This is a genomic window from Chryseobacterium sp. 2P (assembly GCF_059579425.1).
Genome location: NZ_CM184194.1, coordinates 4,206,186 through 4,223,826 on the forward strand (window position 1 = coordinate 4,206,186; position 17,641 = coordinate 4,223,826).

11 protein-coding genes are annotated in these 17,641 nt (G+C 34.9%); 3 read left to right on the top strand and 8 right to left on the bottom strand.

Annotated features, from left to right (window positions below):
- Positions 1 to 7 precede the first annotated feature (7 nt).
- The 3 genes from AC52CF_RS19265 (at position 8) to AC52CF_RS19275 (ending at position 3,425) form a co-directional block, all read left to right on the top strand.
- The gene (locus AC52CF_RS19265) at positions 8 to 688 is read left to right on the top strand and encodes a hypothetical protein (protein WP_214588302.1); all 681 of its coding nucleotides are present in this window, start codon (positions 8 to 10) and stop codon (positions 686 to 688) included.
- Between the two features lie 496 nt (positions 689 to 1,184).
- The gene (locus AC52CF_RS19270; protein ID WP_214588301.1) at positions 1,185 to 2,549 is read left to right on the top strand and encodes a hypothetical protein; all 1,365 of its coding nucleotides are present in this window, start codon (positions 1,185 to 1,187) and stop codon (positions 2,547 to 2,549) included.
- Positions 2,550 to 3,017: 468 nt separating this feature from the next.
- Positions 3,018 to 3,425 carry a type II 3-dehydroquinate dehydratase gene (locus tag AC52CF_RS19275; RefSeq protein WP_185207733.1) on the top strand — a complete coding sequence of 136 codons (408 nt, stop codon included), beginning with the start codon at positions 3,018 to 3,020 and terminating at the stop codon, positions 3,423 to 3,425.
- A gap of 67 nt (positions 3,426 to 3,492) precedes the next feature.
- Here AC52CF_RS19275 and pckA read toward each other — a convergent pair whose 3' ends face one another.
- The 8 genes from pckA to AC52CF_RS19315 form a co-directional block, all read right to left on the bottom strand.
- Complete coding sequence (gene pckA / locus AC52CF_RS19280) at positions 3,493 to 5,112, bottom strand: phosphoenolpyruvate carboxykinase (ATP) (protein WP_496517571.1); 1,620 nt, start codon at positions 5,110 to 5,112, stop codon at positions 3,493 to 3,495.
- Between the two features lie 130 nt (positions 5,113 to 5,242).
- A complete protein-coding gene (locus AC52CF_RS19285) occupies positions 5,243 to 6,145 on the bottom strand; it encodes a GYDIA family GHMP kinase (RefSeq protein ID WP_214588299.1) in 903 nt (300 codons plus the stop codon).
- A 14-nt stretch (positions 6,146 to 6,159) separates the two neighbouring features.
- Positions 6,160 to 7,035, bottom strand: coding sequence for an ACP S-malonyltransferase (gene fabD, locus AC52CF_RS19290; protein WP_290264675.1), 876 nt, complete (start codon positions 7,033 to 7,035; stop codon positions 6,160 to 6,162).
- 70 nt (positions 7,036 to 7,105) lie between these two features.
- Positions 7,106 to 9,046: a LysM peptidoglycan-binding domain-containing protein gene (locus AC52CF_RS19295; protein ID WP_290264672.1), complete on the bottom strand. Its 1,941-nt coding sequence runs from the start codon at positions 9,044 to 9,046 to the stop codon at positions 7,106 to 7,108.
- Between the two features lie 236 nt (positions 9,047 to 9,282).
- The gene (bshC, locus tag AC52CF_RS19300) at positions 9,283 to 10,869 is read right to left on the bottom strand and encodes a bacillithiol biosynthesis cysteine-adding enzyme BshC (RefSeq protein WP_496517572.1); all 1,587 of its coding nucleotides are present in this window, start codon (positions 10,867 to 10,869) and stop codon (positions 9,283 to 9,285) included.
- 13 nt (positions 10,870 to 10,882) lie between these two features.
- On the bottom strand, positions 10,883 to 12,817 hold the full coding sequence (locus tag AC52CF_RS19305; protein WP_214588295.1) for a putative porin: 1,935 nt from the start codon (positions 12,815 to 12,817) through the stop codon (positions 10,883 to 10,885).
- A 136-nt stretch (positions 12,818 to 12,953) separates the two neighbouring features.
- Positions 12,954 to 14,330: a RagB/SusD family nutrient uptake outer membrane protein gene (locus AC52CF_RS19310; protein WP_496517573.1), complete on the bottom strand. Its 1,377-nt coding sequence runs from the start codon at positions 14,328 to 14,330 to the stop codon at positions 12,954 to 12,956.
- Between the two features lie 152 nt (positions 14,331 to 14,482).
- The gene (locus AC52CF_RS19315; RefSeq protein WP_375181673.1) at positions 14,483 to 17,491 is read right to left on the bottom strand and encodes a SusC/RagA family TonB-linked outer membrane protein; all 3,009 of its coding nucleotides are present in this window, start codon (positions 17,489 to 17,491) and stop codon (positions 14,483 to 14,485) included.
- Positions 17,492 to 17,641 lie beyond the last annotated feature (150 nt).

The following is a 17,641-nucleotide window of genomic DNA, read 5'->3' on the forward strand; positions in this document are numbered from 1 at the left end:
TTATATAATGGGAATCTTAAAAGAAGAGTATGTGCCGATTGCTGATGCATTACTAACAAGTTTAGCTAGAAACTTAGCCATTTTTCAAGCAGAAAATCATTTGTTCAATGCTGCCTATCTTTCGGTAATGCAAAGCAAGACGGATGAGGTAAGGGCAAAGGAAACCGGAGACGCATTGCTGATACAGCAAAAGCAGACTACAAAAGAACTTTATACATTGGGCAAAGAACTTTCTAAACCTATGAAACTGCTGAACCTCGTCTTTGATAAAGCCGGAATAAAAAATTCTTTAACCAGCGAGGTGCTGAAAAAAGTAAACAAAAGAAATTTTGAAGGCGTCCTGATGGGGCTTAAATCTCTGAAAGACGTTGTTGCAGCCAACAACGCTCTATTAACATCCTATGGGATGAAAGCCGATACCGAAACGGTGCTTCAAAACGCGTTTGATGCCATTACCACAAAAAGCAATGAGCAGAGCAGCTTCCAACAGCAGAGGAAAGCCTTTACCTCTGCCAACAAAGGGATTTACAGGGAGCTGTATGTCTATATAGGTGACGTGGCAAGATTGGGAAAAATTATATTTCAGGGAGAGCAGAAGGCTTCAGAATATACCCTTGAAAACCTCATTGCTATGGTAAATTCTTCCAGAAAGAACAAATCTATAGATGATACCCAAAATAAAGGATAACCTTTGAAAAAAATTTTGATGTGTTATAAAAAGTAATATTTTTTATTTCTATATTAGCATCCATAATTTTAACGAAACAAGCGTAAGCTATCAATTTTGGTCAAAGAAAACCGCTAATCTTCTTTTAAGGACAAAATTTTGATAGACTTACGCCCGTGTATCTATAACTGGCACGGGCGAAGCCTTTCTTGTCCTTTAGGTTCTTAGCGGTACCTCTTTGCCAGATCGATTTTTGCTCCGTGCCTTTTGCATGATTCTATCTCCCGATTAATTTTTGTCTAAGGCTTTTTATTAAAATTAATACGACAGCTTTTGCCGTACTGCAAATTTATTTTTACACATGAAAATGTTTAATTAAAAAATCTGAAAACGATGAAAATACTGAATAGGTCGGGATAAAATAACCCGCAACACTATGGACAAAAATATGGGGTTTTCCCTGTATTGATTAGAATTAAAAAAATATAAATTCACAACTTTAAAAATTAATAACAAAATGAAAAAATCTTATTTCATAATGCTAATGGCATTAATGTGTATTTTCTCCTGCAGAACAGAAAACACTTCAGATACTCTATCTGATCAAACGCACAAATCGAAGTTTGATGCAAGCTTTAAAGAAGTATTACAGGCTGCAAAATCTCCGGATGAAAGCTCTTTGATGGCAAAAGTACAGGACTTTACGGAAGATTATAATCCTTCTGATTTTATCATGGATACAGCCAAAATAAAGAAAACCTTAAAGAATGGTGAGGTTACCGAATACGCAATATATCTAAAAAAGAAAAACGAAACTGAAATCGGAGTCTTTTACAATCTGGTATTTACTAAAAAGATAGACAGCTGGAAAAAATATTTAGTAAAATTTACCCCTGCTATTATTCCTGAGACCAATAACAAGGTTGGTTACAAATGCGAGTTTATTTCAAAAAAAGCACAGGCTTCCAAGTGCGGATCTTCTTTTTATATGACAGAGTATTTCCAATGTTGGGCAGGACATACTGATCCGGGTGACGGAGATTGTAATGGATGCTGGAGATTAGGATCTTATGGGATTGCAAATACGTGCGATGAGGAAGCTCCGGATGATTTTAACGGAGCAGGAGATAATTACGGTGGCGGTGCAACTCCTAATGTGGATGGGCTTATCCATGTGTATGCAGACCCTTCTCATTGGGCTCTGTATAACAGTTTATCGGCTAAAAATAAATTTAAATGTTATCAGGCTTTGCTTTTGTCGAGTGATACGAGTTATGTAAATTTTTCAATAGATTTCTTTAGTAGTAATCCTACGGTAACAATACAGCAGTTTCAGAATTGGTTTGTGAACTCTAATGGGATGCCTAAGATACATTTTGATAGTTCATTAAATAGCAATAATACTGAGCATTATAGTTCTTGGCAAGAATTTTTTAATACACAAAATAATGGATTTACAGCTAATAATTCGCTCTTTGAACTTGGAACAAATGATAATAATGCTGAACTTGGTGATCCATATCCAATAACAAATTCGAGAGTAAAACTAAGATTGATGAAGTTTAATGATTCTGGTGTTAGTATTAAAGTGCGAAGTTATAATTTAGGTACAAGTGCATTTAATATTCATGATATTGTTATGAATCAGTATGGAATAACATCATTATGGAGCTTTGTATATGAAGATCCTAATAATAAATGGGATGGTCCATTTCCTTACATCAGTAATGGTAATGTGTATGCTAAAATTAACATAAATATTATTGTAAAAAAAGGAGTAACTATTCAAGGTTTAAATGTAACAATTGATACTCCAATAAAAATTACTATTATTGTTAATCCTAACAATGGAAATATTATTGGTTCAACATTTTCCTTTTAAAATTACAAAATCATGAATAAGTATATATTTTTATTACGTATCGTTTTTATCATTGCATTCATAATTCATTTAATCATTAGATATTTGAATCCTTTTTCCGAAAAGGTAAATGATAAATTATTAGCAGTATCTCTTTATGTTTCTATTATAAGTCTTGTTAGTGTATTACTAATTTATATACTTAGATATTATTTACGAATACAAGATAGAAAATAATAGTATGGAAATAAATGAATTTAGCCTTGGATTATTTGTATGGCAATCTATTATTTTTTTTTGCTCATACTATTAATTTATTTTGTTTATAAAATTTACAAAAAGCTAAAATGAAAAGAAAACCGCAGAAAATCTCTGCGGTTTTAACTTTGTTAAATTTTAAAATACCATCAAATAAAATTTTAAGAATAGAGGAAATTTTGCATTTAAATGTGTTTTTAAAATGTGCTATCTTTGGATAAATTATTTTCAATGAAAATTCTTATCGTTAATGGTCCCAATCTGAATTTATTAGGAACCCGAGAGCCCGAAATTTACGGAACAGTTTCCATGGAGGATTATCTGGATCGTTTAAGAACCGATTTTCCTTCGCATCAACTGGAATATTATCAGTCTAATATTGAAGGGGAAATTATCAACCAGCTTCAGAAAGATGAATTTGATGCCCTGATTATTAATCCGGGAGCTTTTACACATTATTCTTATGCTATTGCCGATTGTTTAAAAAACATCCGTAAACCAAAAGTTGAGGTTCACATCAGCAATATTTATAAAAGAGAAGAATTCCGCCAGAAATCTGTAACAGCAGCAAATACAGATGCTGTTTTATCCGGTTTCGGAATGGATGGTTACAGACTGGCTATTCTGAGCCTGAAGTAATTTTCCAACAGAAATCTGCCGGAATACAAATAAAAAAATCCTCATCAGGCGATGAGGATTTCTATTTTTAGTTGGTTGTCTGTTCTTGTAACTGAGGTCCGGAAGGAATTAATTTTTTACCTTCTTCGGTATTGCAGTACTGCTCAAAGTTCTTAATATATCTTGAAGCTAAATCTTTCGCTTTTTCTTCCCATTCAGAAGCATCATTATACGTATTTCTCGGATCTAAGATTCCTTCAGAAACATTTGGCAATGCGGTAGGAACTTCCAGATTCATGATCGGAATTCTTGTTTTCGGAGCATTTTCGATAGAACCATCGATGATCGCATCGATAATTGCTCTTGTATCTTTAAGAGAAATTCTCTTTCCTGTTCCGTTCCAGCCTGTGTTTACCAGATATGCTTTTGCACCGTGTTCTTTCATTTTCCCGATCAATGTTTTAGAGTACATTGTTGGGTGTAATGTTAAGAAAGCTTCCCCGAATGCAGGAGAGAAAGACGGTTCCGGAGAGGTAATTCCTCTTTCAGTTCCCGCTAATTTCGATGTATACCCGCAAAGGAAATGGTATTGTGCCTGATCTTCATCCAGAATAGAAACCGGAGGCAATACTCCGAAAGCATCTGCAGAAAGATAAACGATCTTTTTAGCGTGTCCTGCTTTTGAAGGCAGAACAATTTTATTAATATGATAAATAGGATAAGAAACTCTTGTGTTTTCTGTGATCGATCCGTCTGTATAATCTGAAACTCCGTTGTTTACCACCACGTTTTCCAAAAGCGCATCTCTTTTAATGGCTCTGAAAATATCCGGTTCTTTTTCTTCCGAAAGATCGATTACTTTTGCATAGCAACCTCCTTCATAGTTGAAAACCCCGTTGTTATCCCAACCGTGTTCGTCGTCTCCGATCAGATATCTTTTCGGATCTGCAGATAAAGTTGTTTTTCCTGTTCCTGAAAGTCCGAAGAAAAGAGCTACGTCTCCTTCTTCTCCTACGTTTGCAGAACAGTGCATTGAAGCCATTCCTTTTAGCGGAAGGTAATAGTTCATCATTGCGAACATTCCTTTTTTCATTTCTCCGCCGTACCATGTTCCTCCGATAATCTGAAGTTTTTCAGTAAGGTTGAACATCACGAAGTTTTCAGAATTCAGTTCCTGTGTTTCCCAGTTTGGATTCGTTGTTTTAGAACCATTGATTACGGTAAAATCCGGCTCACCAAAGTTTTCCAGCTCGTAATGAGAAGGACGGATAAACATATTGGTAACGAAATGTGCCTGCCACGCTACTTCAACGATGAACCTCACTTTTAGTCTCGTATCTGCATTGGTTCCGCAGAAAGCATCTACTACATAAATTTTCTTTGCAGCAGCAAGTTGGTTCAGCACTAAATCTTTACAAGACGCAAAAATTTCCGGAGTAGTCGGCAAGTTTACTTTCCCGTCCCAGAAAATCGTTTCTCTTGTAACATCATCCTGAACTATGTACCTGTCTTTAGGAGAACGACCTGTGAAAATTCCTGTTTTTACTGATACTGCACCAGATTCCGTAAGCTCAGCTTTCTCAAAGCCCTGATTTTCAGGAGAAACTTCAGCCTGATACAATTCTTCGTAAGATGGATTGTACACTACTTCGTAATTTCCTTTAATCCCTAATTTTTCTAAATCTTGGATGATTTTAGCGTGTTTCATTTTACTTATATTTTCTATTTCTTTTTTGGGTATAACAAAATTAAATATTAATTAATTGTTAAAGGTGGTTAAATATAATGATATAAGTCAGAATGACAAATAAAAAATAAACCTTATAAAAGATTGAAAATCAAGCAATTATTTCAGACCATCCGAAAATTGTGTGAAAACCTTTTCCCCAAAAATAGTCCTTAAAGCCGTCAAATTTTGAGCTCATTACAAAATCTCCTCCCCAAGCTCCCAAACTTTTGACAAAAACAGGGCAATCTGCGAAAAATTTAGCCTTAACTGTAGGAATTTCAAGAAAATCCGATATTTTTTGCTCATGAATCAACATTAGTTCAGAAAAATTTTCCAATTTATTGCATAGTAAAATATTTCTTGTAATATCCGAAAATTCATCAACCCGTTTTTGGGACTTGGTTTTAGACTTGTAAAAATTAATTCCTTCGCGGCTGTCCTGTTTTTGATTTAAATGGATAAAAATCAATTCATCTTTAAAAGAAGGATTAAAATTTACCTTTTCATATTTAATTTCAGGAACACTTTGATACAGAACCGCCGATTTCTCTTTTGCCACAGCAATATCGTATCCGCTTCCGCCCAGACTTATCTTATTTAAATAAAATGGATCGATCTCCGCCCACTCCGCAAGATTGGTCATTAAAGTAGAGCTGCTTCCTAAACCGTAATCTGCAGGAAACTGAAGGTTGGTCTTTAAATGGTAAGTAAAATTATTTTTGAATGTAATAGCAGAAAGTGACTGAACGTTTTTTAAGGTTTTTAAAATAAATTCAGCACTGGCTGGAATGTTGGTTTCTAAAATCTGCCAGTTCTGATAATCGATGACAGCTTTCAGCCATAATTTGTTCTGATGATAAGCTTCCCACATAATGAGAGATTTTTCATCATGAATTTCTTCAAAAGAAAACTCTTGTCCCAGCCTGGTAGGTACCGCTAAGACAAGAGCTCCGTCCATTGCGAAATATTCTGAAGTAAGCATCAGCTTTCCCGGTGAAAATATCTCGCCCATGATTTTTTTATTAATTAGATTGCAGAAGCTACATCTACAGAAGAGTCAATTTTTTTGATGAGTCCCTGTAATGTTTTTCCCGGTCCTACTTCCACGAAGTTATTGGCACCGTCTTTAATCATATTCTGAACAGACTGCGTCCATTTTACAGGACCTGTAAGCTGTGCAATTAGGTTTTTCTTAATTTCTTCAGGATCAGAAACTGCGGTGGTGGTAATATTCTGGTATACCGGAATGGTTGCTTTTCTGAATTTTGTTTTTTCTATTGCCGCAGCCAATCTTTCCTGCGCCGGCTGCATCAATGGAGAATGAAATGCTCCGTTTACAGGCAATAATAAGGCTCTTTTTGCTCCTGCTTCTTTCAGCTTTGCACAAGCTTCTTCTACAGACGCTGTTTCGCCGGAAATAACCAACTGTCCCGGACAGTTATAATTTGCAGGAACAACAACTCCGCTGATTGATGCACAGATTTCCTCTACTTTAGCATCTTCCAGTCCTAAAATAGCAGCCATAGAACTTGGATTGGCATCACAGGCTTCCTGCATTGCTTTTGCTCTTTCGGAAACCAGCTTCAGACCGTCATCAAAAGATAAAACTCCATTGGCTACCAGTGCTGAAAATTCTCCTAAAGAATGTCCTGCAACCATTTCAGCTCCAAGACCGTTCACGGCTTTTAAAGCAGCAACCGAGTGGATAAAAATTGAAGGCTGGGTAACCTCCGTTTTTTTAAGATCTTCATCCGTTCCTCTGAACATTATTGAAAGGATATCAAACCCTAAAATTTCATTGGCAGATTCCATCAGATCTTTGATGTCTTTTCTAGAATCGTACAATTCTTTTCCCATTCCTACGAACTGAGAACCCTGCCCTGGAAATACAAGTGCTTTCATGTATTAATTTAAAATATTATGCAAATATAATTATTATGTTAACAATATTCTTTAGCCTTTATAAATCCTTTTAAGGAACGAGCCTGATGACACGGTATCCCGTGTTTACATAAGCACCGTTTGCTTTGGATTTTACAAACTCAAATTTTGTGGCAAGCTGAGTCTGTACTTTATTCATCTGCCTGAAAATCTCTCCTTTTTTGTTTTCTCTGGTAAGCATATCATTTACGATATCAAAACCTACAATGGCAAACTTAGGAGGTGTTTTGCAGTATTTATTTTTATAAGCGGCAAGAATTTCTTTTTCAAAACTACCTTCTGTATTGATCTTTCTGTCCATAAGGTACACTAAGTGTGCCTGGCTAAGATCGTCTACTTTTCTCTCGAACACCGGAGCGTAATACATGCTGAATGCTTTTACTCCCTGAACTTCTTTAGACAAAGCGATTACTCTCCCGGCAAAAGCTTCTCCTGCTGTATCATTATCACTTGCTAAAATCGCGATCACCGGAGCAGACTGTCCTGTCATCATATTTTTATCAAGCTGAATATCTGCCGAAGAGTTTACGATGGTGATATTTGGATTTCTGAGTGTTTTCTCAAGACCTGCTTTAATGTAATTGGCATTTTCTTTTTTAGAATCTGCAACTATATAGATTTTCTGATCCGAGAATGCAGATTTCACTTCTTCTACAATTTTATCGGCGTAAGTCTGATCGTTTGTTTCCACGATAATCAGGTTGCTGTAGTTGTATAATTCCGGAGAGTTGGCAAATGGCGCAACAATCGGGATTTTCTGGTTCTTTGTGAAGTCCAGAACATCTACAACGTTCGACTTGAAGAACGGACCAATAATTAAGTCTGTATTATCCGGATTTATCTGGGTTAATGAATTTCGGAACGAAGCTTCATTTCCGGAATCCACAATTTTTATATCTAATTTTTGTCCGTTTCTGGCATTTCTTTCAATAGCAAGTTTTGCTCCCGTAAGGAAATCTAAAGCCATGGTACGATATTGTGTTTCTCCTGTGCTGTAGCCAAAAGGAAGCATCATGACAACGCTTAACGCATCACCGTTTTTCTTTACATAGGCAGGATCCAGTTTTTTAATTTTTAAAACCATTCCTGTTTTTAATCCTTTTGAAAGTTCAGGATTAAGGGCAATTAATTCATCAATGGTAACGCCGAATTTGTTAACAATGGAAAAAACGGTATCCCCCTGCTGAACAGTATAGGTTACATAATCGTCTTCCGAAGAAACCGCGTTAGATGAAGATTTTTCATTGCCTGAATCTACCTTTGTTTTCGGATTTGAATTTTCCTGAAAAACATCAGCTCCGGAACTTTTTGTTCCTGACTTCTTTACTTTAATAGATTCTCCCGGTTTTAAACCTTTTTCTTCCAGTCCCGGATTCAGGGCAAACAATTCTTCTTTTGTGATATTGAACTGTCTTGAAATTCTGTAGTAATTATCTTTCTGCTGTACGATATATTCGTTGTCCGAAGCTTTTACAGCATGAGTTTCTACTACAGGTTCCACAGGTTTTTCCACCGGAGAAGTATGTACGGCAACATTTTGTTCTCCGCCATATTTCTTAATGCTTTCAAGAGGCAGAGTAACTTCATCCCCGATCTTCATATGAGCATCCAATTCAGGATTCAGTTTTCTGAGGTCTGTTTCAGAGATTCTGTATTGTTTTGTGATACCGTAAATGGTCTGCTTTGGCTGTAGAATAATTTTTCCAAGCTGGGAGTTACTTACGGGCTTTGAAGCAACAGGTGTTTTTGATGAAGCAGAAGCTGCCTTATCATTTTTCACGGTAAGAACATCTCCAAGCGCCAATTTACCGTCCTTCACGTTAGGATTTAGTTTTAGCAATTCTTCTACAGTAAGACCGTATTTTTTAGCAATATTATAAGGAGTATCTCCTTTTACAACGGTGTGTGATTTTTGAGCGGACATACCCAAAACCATACATAAACTGGACAGAATAAAAAACCTCTTTATCATATTCGGTGATTATAAATGCAAAAATACTTCTTTAAAATTAAATGACAATAATTATTGGTTTTGAAAAGACTAAGCTTGTGTTCCGATCAGAATTTCATTGGACTATTCTGATAGTACATTCGCTTCGGAACCAAAGGCTGTTTTACCTGAAATATTCTTCATCTCCTGTATAAGAGAGGCAAAATAATTTTCCATCATTTCATTTTTTTTTAAATGCAATAATAGATTCTTTATTCTTAATAAGCAATAACTATAAATTCTGACTTTTCTATTTCTATTTTTTCTAAACAAAAATCTAACCATGAATATCCATGATCTGCAAAAAATACGCTGAAATTATAAACCCTTTCCTGCCAATTCTTAGAAGGATTTACCTCCAAAAAAAGATTTTCCAGCCGCTCCAATAATTCACTTTTTTTTATTTTTTCTGCATGAAGAAGACGTTTTTTCATTCTTCTGAAGGATTTCAACTGTCTTACCTCTTCTGCTTTCACCATATTTCCGAAAGATTTTTCGGTGGTTTCGGCAATATTTTTAAGTTCGGCAAACTGACTGATGAGTATATTTTCCTTTTGCTCCAACATTTCCAGAATGGAATTATCTTCCAGCATTTTATTGTTGATGACCGTCGTAAAGTTCTGGAAGAAGTCTTCTACTTTCAGATTCAGTTTTTCAATTTTCCCCAATGTTTTTTCTTTTAAAAACAGCATAGAATTTCGGGGAATAAGAATCGGGAAAGGGATATTTATTTTTGAAAAGTAATCTTTGAGTTCCAGCCAATACATGATTTCTGCATTTCCTCCGATGTAGGCAAGGTTAGGAAGAATTGTTTCCTGATAAACAGGACGCATCAGAGCATTCGGACTAAATTTTTCAGGAGAGTTTTCAAGTTCATTTAAAATTTCTTCTTTGGTAAACTGAATATTTTTATCTACCACAAAGTATTTCTGACCGTCAAAATCTATTCTGTCTCTCGTGTCCGAAAGGTAGAATAAATTAATTTCGCGCGGATTTACCTGAACTTTTCCGTATTTCCCGGTTAAGAAATCTACTTTTTCTTTTGAATTATTATATAAGCTGAAATTCAGCAGTTCATCTTTAAAGGTTTCTTTGATCTGATTTTTAAAGGCTTTAGAATCACCATCTAAAATCAATAAACCAAAGTCTGAAAACAGTCTGTTAACTAAAATCTGTATTGCCTCAGTTAATGTATTACCTGTTTTATAGGCTTCTTTTAGCATTAAAATCAGTTCCGTTCCGAAAACATAGTCTTTGAATTCTCTTTCAAATTCAGAAATAAAAAATGTATGGTTGATTTCTATTCTTCCAACCGGACCGCCTGATTTCTCGTTGATTTCATAAAAACTGTTCTCGGTTTTAAAATGATTAATTTCCGCAAAGTCATGATCTTCGGAAGCCATCCAATATACAGGAACAAAGTTGAAATCAGGAAAATTTTCTTTTAAGTAAGTACAGGTTTTAATGGTCTGTAAAATCTTGTATATAAAAAAGACGGGTCCTGAAAAAAGATTCAACTGATGACCGGTTGTAATGGTAAAGGTATCAGAACGTCTTAAATGATCTAAATTTTCGTTCTGTTTAGAAGAAAGTTCAAGATGGGCAAGCTGTCTTTCTAAATTACTGGCTAAGATATTTCTCCGATCCGCCGTGAAAGAATTCTGCTTCTGCGCGATCTGTTTTTTAAAATGATCTAAAGAAAATGTTTTTTCTTCAAATCCCTCAATTTCATGATTTAAAAAATCTTTGATTAGCTGAGGTATGCTCTGGATATCCTGAAAAGATATTTTATTTATAGTTTTCAACTCTGTATAAATTTTAGTTGAACAAATACCATACAATTCCCATATTCAGCCTGAAATCGTAGACCGGATAGCTTGGAAATGCGTACGCTTTGTTGTGAGAAAGGAAGGTTCCTACCTGTTGTCCTTCAATAAAAAAGAACATTTTTTTAACTTTCAGATTAAAATAAACATCAGCAATCGGCTGTCCTCCGATAGAAAATGAATTGGAACCCGGCAAAATATATTCGTTAAGAATAGGGAAAAATTCTCTTGAAGCAAATTTTGAAAAGTAATATACTTTAAGTCCTGTCTGAATTTCGGCAGCATTTTTAAATGCCTTCGACTGGAAAAAGAAGTTCGCACGACCTATAAAACTTGGTAACGGAAGCAAATCTTTGTTGGTTAAGACATTCTGGAAATGTAATCTTGTATTTAAGTGAAATTTTCCGTAGCTGAAGGTAGCATCACCTCCGATCTGAGAAATATTAACCGGACTTCCGCTTTGCTGAGGCATGGCAATTTCGTCAAAGTACGTATAATTATCTATTCTGTAATAGTTGGCAAATAATTCTGTTTTGAACCACTTCAAGCCAAGACTTCCTCCGATTTCTGTAACGGTTTGGTTTTGGGCATTCTGAAAATAATAGTTGTAATTATTATAGACTGAGGTATTCAGCAGATAATTGAAGGATGGATATGCGCTTTGAAAGTTTACTTTCGCATTTACGAAGTAATCTTTTACCGGTTCAAATTTAAGGTTATTTGTCGTTTTTAAATAAGTTCCAAACTGGCTTCCGTTAGAAAACTCTAAAAATGAATTCAGCTGAATTTTATCGAAAAGTTTTATCTGTAAATTTCCTACTGCCCCGATTCGGCTTTCTTTAATTTCTGTCGGAATCACTAAAATCGGAAGTGTAATTTCGTTGGAACCAAATTTCAGCATCTGGTAACGGAGACCTGCATCAAGTTTAAATTTCTCATTGTCCCAAACCAGACTTACCGTATTGCTGAAGTTGTCCGAATATTTTTTTGAAGTAAGCGGAGCTCCTGTTACAAGTTCATCCGGAGCATCATACCAATAATTTTCCGCCGCGCTCTGGGCATAATAATATTTATTTCCCTGATGAGAAATGGTATGTCTTATTTTAAAAGGTATTTTTTCTGATTTAAACGGTGCAAACTGATGGGTTAAATAATATCTTCTATAGGAATACTGTGAGCTAGAAGATGCAAGATTTACCTGCATATTCTGTCTGTTTTTTGAATTGCTGTCGCCGTTCTGAAACAAACTGTCTACTGCAATTCCACCGTTTTCCTGATTGTTCACATTTTGATGAAGATAGTGTGCAAACAATTCATAATTTCCGCTTTTTGAGACGTAATGTCCTGTAAACAACGTATTGTTATTGGATGCCAATGAATTCCTGTACATTCCCTGAGAACGCAATCCGCTGTATTCCAGAGAAAAATTAAATCTTTTCCCAATATTCTGGGTGTAAGAAGATCTTAAAGCGGCTCCATTTTTCATTGCATTATGATAAATGAAGGTTGCGGTCGGCGTTTTTACGTCATAGTAATTGATATCATTAACGCCTAAAATCCAATACGATTTGTTGGTTGGTAATAGTGATAAATTTTGTTCGGCATTCACTTCATAGATAAGCGGATTAAATCCTGCCCCAATATTTGCAACCTGCGCTCTTCCAAAATTATCTTTATTGTTATACTGAGAAAAAATATACGTTTTATCGAAAGTCATTACCGTATCAAAGACTTTCTTTTCAGAAAATTGCTTCTGATAGAGATAATCATTAATAGTCGGTTTAAATATTTTTAAAGAATCTTTTTTCCCCGAATCGACTACGATCGTGTCTTTATCTTTAGGAAGCTTATTGAAGTCTGTTTTGTTGACGACTTGAGCTTTTAAAAACACTGATACCAAAATCAATAATACAATTGAATATTTCATAATGAAGATTGTTATGCAAAAGTAGGAAAATTGAATTAAGTATGTATATAGGTGATTATACTATATGATATTTCGGGACTTAAATTAAAAAAGACTGCCTTAAAGACAGTCTTATATAATTATGTTTTAATAAAAATTATAATGGATTTTGTTGAACTAATCCATTGCTTGCATCAATTTCAGCCTTTGGAATAAGATATTGCCATCTCTTATCTCCTACAGGAACTGAATACACATTATTTACAACCGTTGCAGAATGGTTTGTGGTAGCAGACGTTCCTCTATCTAACGGAAGATTTAATCTTTTTAAATCAAGGAATCTGAAACCTTCTCCCCAAAGTTCTATTCTTCTGCTGTCTAAAATTTCATTGATATATGCAGTTCCAGTATTAGAAGAAGCAACATAACTTGGGTTTCTGTTTAACATGAACTGATTAAATATAACTCTAGAATCAGCTTCTTTTCCAGGAATTCTAGCTAAAGCTTCCGCTTCTATAAGATACATTTCTGCTAATCTCATTAGAGGCACATCACATCTACTATCTGAAGTACTCACAGCTAAGAATTTCTGACTTGTATAAGCAAATTTGGCAAAATTCGATGGCAGTCCCAAAGCTGTATGCTGTCCTGTAGGATCAAAATTCTTAGTTCTTACATCTGTTGCCGGAAACTTTTGGAATAAAAGTTTATTAATTGCTTTTGGAGCGGTACGAATATTTGTAGAGTTATAATTTCTAGACATATAAGCCCCATAATTTCCAAAATAGTCTGTTTGATCTGCAACAATGTAAGAACCCCACATCCATTCACTATTAGACAGTGTATTAAATCCTGAGGTGTAAGTTGAATTTGACATTAGACTTATGTTATCCGAAGAAGGGAGAGTTCTAGCTAACTTTGCATTATCTGCTGCAATTTGATAATTTCCCTGCGTAAGAGCTACTCTTGCTTTTAACCCTCTTACAACCTTTATATCAAAATGAGATTTTGCCACTCTACCTGTATATGTTGTAAGAAGTTCTATGGATTTATCTAAATCTGCATTAACCTGTGCATAAACTTCCTCCACCGTATTTCTAGCTTTTGGCGTAGTTTCCAATGAAGTTCTAATCGGCACTCCCAGCTGATTATTATTAGATCCATTTGCATATCTTATACCATAAAGCTGCACAAGCATATAGTGGCAAAAGGCTCTGTAAGCATAAGCCTCAGCTATTGCTTTATTCTTTATTGTCACATCACCTGTGGCATTTTGTCCTAAGTTAATTACCGTATTCGCGTTACGGATCAGGGCATAATAAAATTGATATGGATAAAAATCGTTTGCTCCATTTTCATTAATCTGATCCTGCCATCTTACAGTAGTTATATACCATCCGTTCCCAGTGGAAGGAAAGACTAAATCCTCGCCTAAAGCATCCATCATGATCATAATTCCAGCCTGACCATTTTGACCCTGATTAGAATTTTGTCTATAATAAAGATCACGGTGCATCCCATTAATAATTGTCATAAGATTGTCCGCAGTAGAAACTGCGGATACATCACCTACAGAATCTGTAGGTACTGTTTCTAAAAAGTCTCCACTACAAGAAGAAACTGACGCTAATCCAATAGCAAGTACAAAATTAATTATATATTTTTTCATTTTTTTTATTTTTCCGATTAGAAAGTTACATTAAGTCCTAAACTATAAACTCTTGCAGGAGTATATCTGTTAGTTGTTGTCCCATTAAATGACTGTACAGGCTCTAAACCTTTACGAGCCGTTTTGGACCAAATATTTTCACCGCTAATAAATAATTTTAAACCTCTGATCCCGTATTGAGAAATATCTTCGGTATTGAAAGTGTAGGCAAGAGAAGCGGAGCGTAATGAAATAAAATCTGATTTCACCAACCATCTTGAAGAAGCGGCATTGCTGCTTACATAAGTTGAAGCGTCCATTCGTGGAACATTAGTAACTTGTCCCGGTGTTGTCCATCTTTCTAAAATATCAGTACTTAAAGCTCCTCCCTGTGTATAAGCAGACATTAAAGCTGCATAATTAGAATCATATGTTTTACCACCTATCTGATATGTAAACATCGTATTAAGTGATAAATTTTTATACCTTAATGTTGTTCCAAAGCTTCCATATAATTTAGGAATCGCTGATCCTGAATAATCATATTTTGCCTTTGCATAGTTTGTAGTTACCAAAACTCCATTTACAGTTCTTATATCAGTAGCTGGCGTATTTGCGTAAGCATCGTCTACTAAAAACAATGGCGAACCATCACTCGAATCAACACCATACCATTGTCTTAACCAATAATCATAAATAGAATGCCCTACCATCAGTTTTTTAGTTCCACTTATAATTTGTGTCTGCCCGTCAGGCAATCTCGTCAATTCATTTTTTATTGTTGATGCATTTACTGTTAAATCCCATCCGAAATCAGTTTTCTTAACTACAGCTAAATTTAGGGTTGCTTCAATACCTTTATTGAACATATCACCAACATTTGTATATACAGAGCTACCTGGTATACCTGCCGATACAGCTGTAGGAACAGCAAAAATCAAATCTGTTGTTGATCTCTTATAATATTCCACACTTCCTGAAATACGATTATTTAAGAAGGCAAAATCAACTCCAATATCAAATTGTTTATTTGTCTCCCATGTGATATTTGGATCTGAGACTAATCCTAATAAAATACCCGCTTCTGTAGCGTTATTATATCCTAAATTATATAAACTTTGATAAGCATAAAATGACAATGCTGAATTAGTAAAATTCTGATCATTTCCAACTTCCCCATAAGATCCACGAATTTTAAAATCATTTACAAATTTTACATTCTCCAAAAATGACTCTTTATTCACTCTCCATCCTGCTCCTACTGACCAGAAAGTTCCCCATCTTTGATCTGGTGCAAAACGTGAAGAACCATCTCTTCTAATTGATCCGGAAAGTAAGTATTTTTCTGAGAAATCATAGTTTAATCTTGCAAAATAACTCTCTTTTCTATAATTATCTGTCTGAGATGTCAGAGATGTTGGGGTAATAAAATTCACTAACTCATCATTATCAGAAGCGACTTGTCCCTGCTTATATCCATATAAGTACTCATAGATATATTTAATTGATTCATGCCCACCTGTTAAGTCAAAATTATGATTACCTAAACTCTTTTTATAATTGACAATCTGATTAAAAGTGATAGTTTGGTTTGTGACAGAAGTTCTGGATGCTGCACCAGCAGGAGCTGCATCTCCGATAATTTTGTTGGTATAAGTAGTATTCTTAAAATTTCTTATATCATAAGCAACGTTCATTGTCGCTGTTAAACCTTTTGCTAATTTAAATTCAGCATAAGAACGGGAATTTGCTAAAAATGTTTTAGAAAAATCTCTGTTTAAAAGAGTTTCCTGAATAACATGCCTTCCTGAAGCCGCATCAGCTCCTCTTACAGCAGCAATATCATATACCTTCTGCCCATTTGAATCATATAAAGTATTACCGTTAGCATCATGAGCATATGGACTATAAATTGGACCCATAGTTCTGGTCCAGCTGAACGGATTGATATATGAAGAGTTATTACTAGCGCCGTCTACTGCATTATTACCAAAACTTGATGCCGCAGACAAGTTAATTCCAACTTTTAACCAATCTCTCATTTGAGAATCAATATTTAGTCGCGATGTAAGTCTCTCATAATCAGATTTAATAATATAACCCGTCTCATTGAGATAACCAATAGAGGCAAAATATGTTGTTTTATCGGTACCTCCGCTGTAATTTAGATCATAACTCTGTCTGAAACCTTTTTTAACTAAATCTTTTTGCCAATCTAAGTCAGAATATTTTAGAGATGCATTAGGATTTAAAACTCCATCAACAACAAGTTGGTTATCTGCTACATTAAAAACGTTATTCTTCAGTACAGAAATTAAGTTATTAGTAGCATATGCATTAGCAGTAGCAACAGTTGCTGTTGGATTAGATGTTCTATATCCATTTCTTAAGGATTCCCAAACTAAAGGGTAATACTGAGAAGCGTTAACTCTATCATATTCGGGAATTGCTCTTTCAGTAATACCCGTCAAAGCCGTAAAGTTAATAACATCCCTTCCTCTCTTACCTTTTTTTGTAGTAATTAGAACTACACCATTAGCCGCACTTGAACCATATAGTGATGTTGAAGCCGCATCTTTAAGAATCGTCATAGATTCTATATCATTAGGATTTAGAAAACCTATACCTGTTGGATAAGGTGATCCGTCAACAACATATAAGGGCTCGTTAGAAAGATTTACTGAACTAAATCCTCTAATTCTTACTGCAGGAGCACTTCCTGGTTGACCTGTAGATGTACTTACTTGTATCCCAGGACCTGCCCCGTCTATTGCCTGAGCAATATTCGTAATGCTTCGCTGCTCTAATTTCTTTGCACTAATTAGCGTATTAGATCCAACAACAGTTTCCTTTTTTTGCTTTCCATAAGCAACTACTACTACTTCTTCTATCTCTTTTGTAGATATAGTATCTTTCCTCTTCTGTTGAGCCGACACTACTTCCCCCAAAAAGAAAATAGCTCCAATAGTAAGCACTTTTAATTTCACATTCATATTAACAGTTTTTAATATTTTAACAAAAGCAAATATGTTAATAAATTTTAACATTAACAAATTTTTAACTTTTTATATTTTACATCATCTAAAAAAATCTCAACAAAATAATATGCCCTACATAGATGATTAAAATATTTTACATTCTATTCACTTAGGTTTATATTAAGTTTATAAATAGAGAAACATTTAACAATTAAAAAA

Bases quoted from the DNA above. Each gene is read 5' to 3' on its own strand.
- AC52CF_RS19285 (WP_214588299.1), bottom strand. From the start codon at position 6,145: ATGGGCGAGATATTTTCACCGGGAAAGCTGATGCTTACTTCAGAATAT.
- AC52CF_RS19265 (WP_214588302.1), top strand. From the start codon at position 8: ATGGGAATCTTAAAAGAAGAGTATGTGCCGATTGCTGATGCATTACTA.
- AC52CF_RS19295 (WP_290264672.1), bottom strand. From the start codon at position 9,046: ATGATAAAGAGGTTTTTTATTCTGTCCAGTTTATGTATGGTTTTGGGT.
- AC52CF_RS19310 (WP_496517573.1), bottom strand. From the start codon at position 14,330: ATGACAATTATTAATGGGATGCACCGTGATCTTTATTATAGACAAAAT.
- pckA (WP_496517571.1), bottom strand. From the start codon at position 5,112: ATGAAACACGCTAAAATCATCCAAGATTTAGAAAAATTAGGGATTAAA.
- fabD (WP_290264675.1), bottom strand. From the start codon at position 7,035: ATGAAAGCACTTGTATTTCCAGGGCAGGGTTCTCAGTTCGTAGGAATG.
- AC52CF_RS19315 (WP_375181673.1), bottom strand. From the start codon at position 17,491: ATGTTAAAATTTATTAACATATTTGCTTTTGTTAAAATATTAAAAACT.
- AC52CF_RS19270 (WP_214588301.1), top strand. From the start codon at position 1,185: ATGAAAAAATCTTATTTCATAATGCTAATGGCATTAATGTGTATTTTC.
- AC52CF_RS19305 (WP_214588295.1), bottom strand. From the start codon at position 12,817: ATGAAATATTCAATTGTATTATTGATTTTGGTATCAGTGTTTTTAAAA.
- AC52CF_RS19275 (WP_185207733.1), top strand. From the start codon at position 3,018: ATGAAAATTCTTATCGTTAATGGTCCCAATCTGAATTTATTAGGAACC.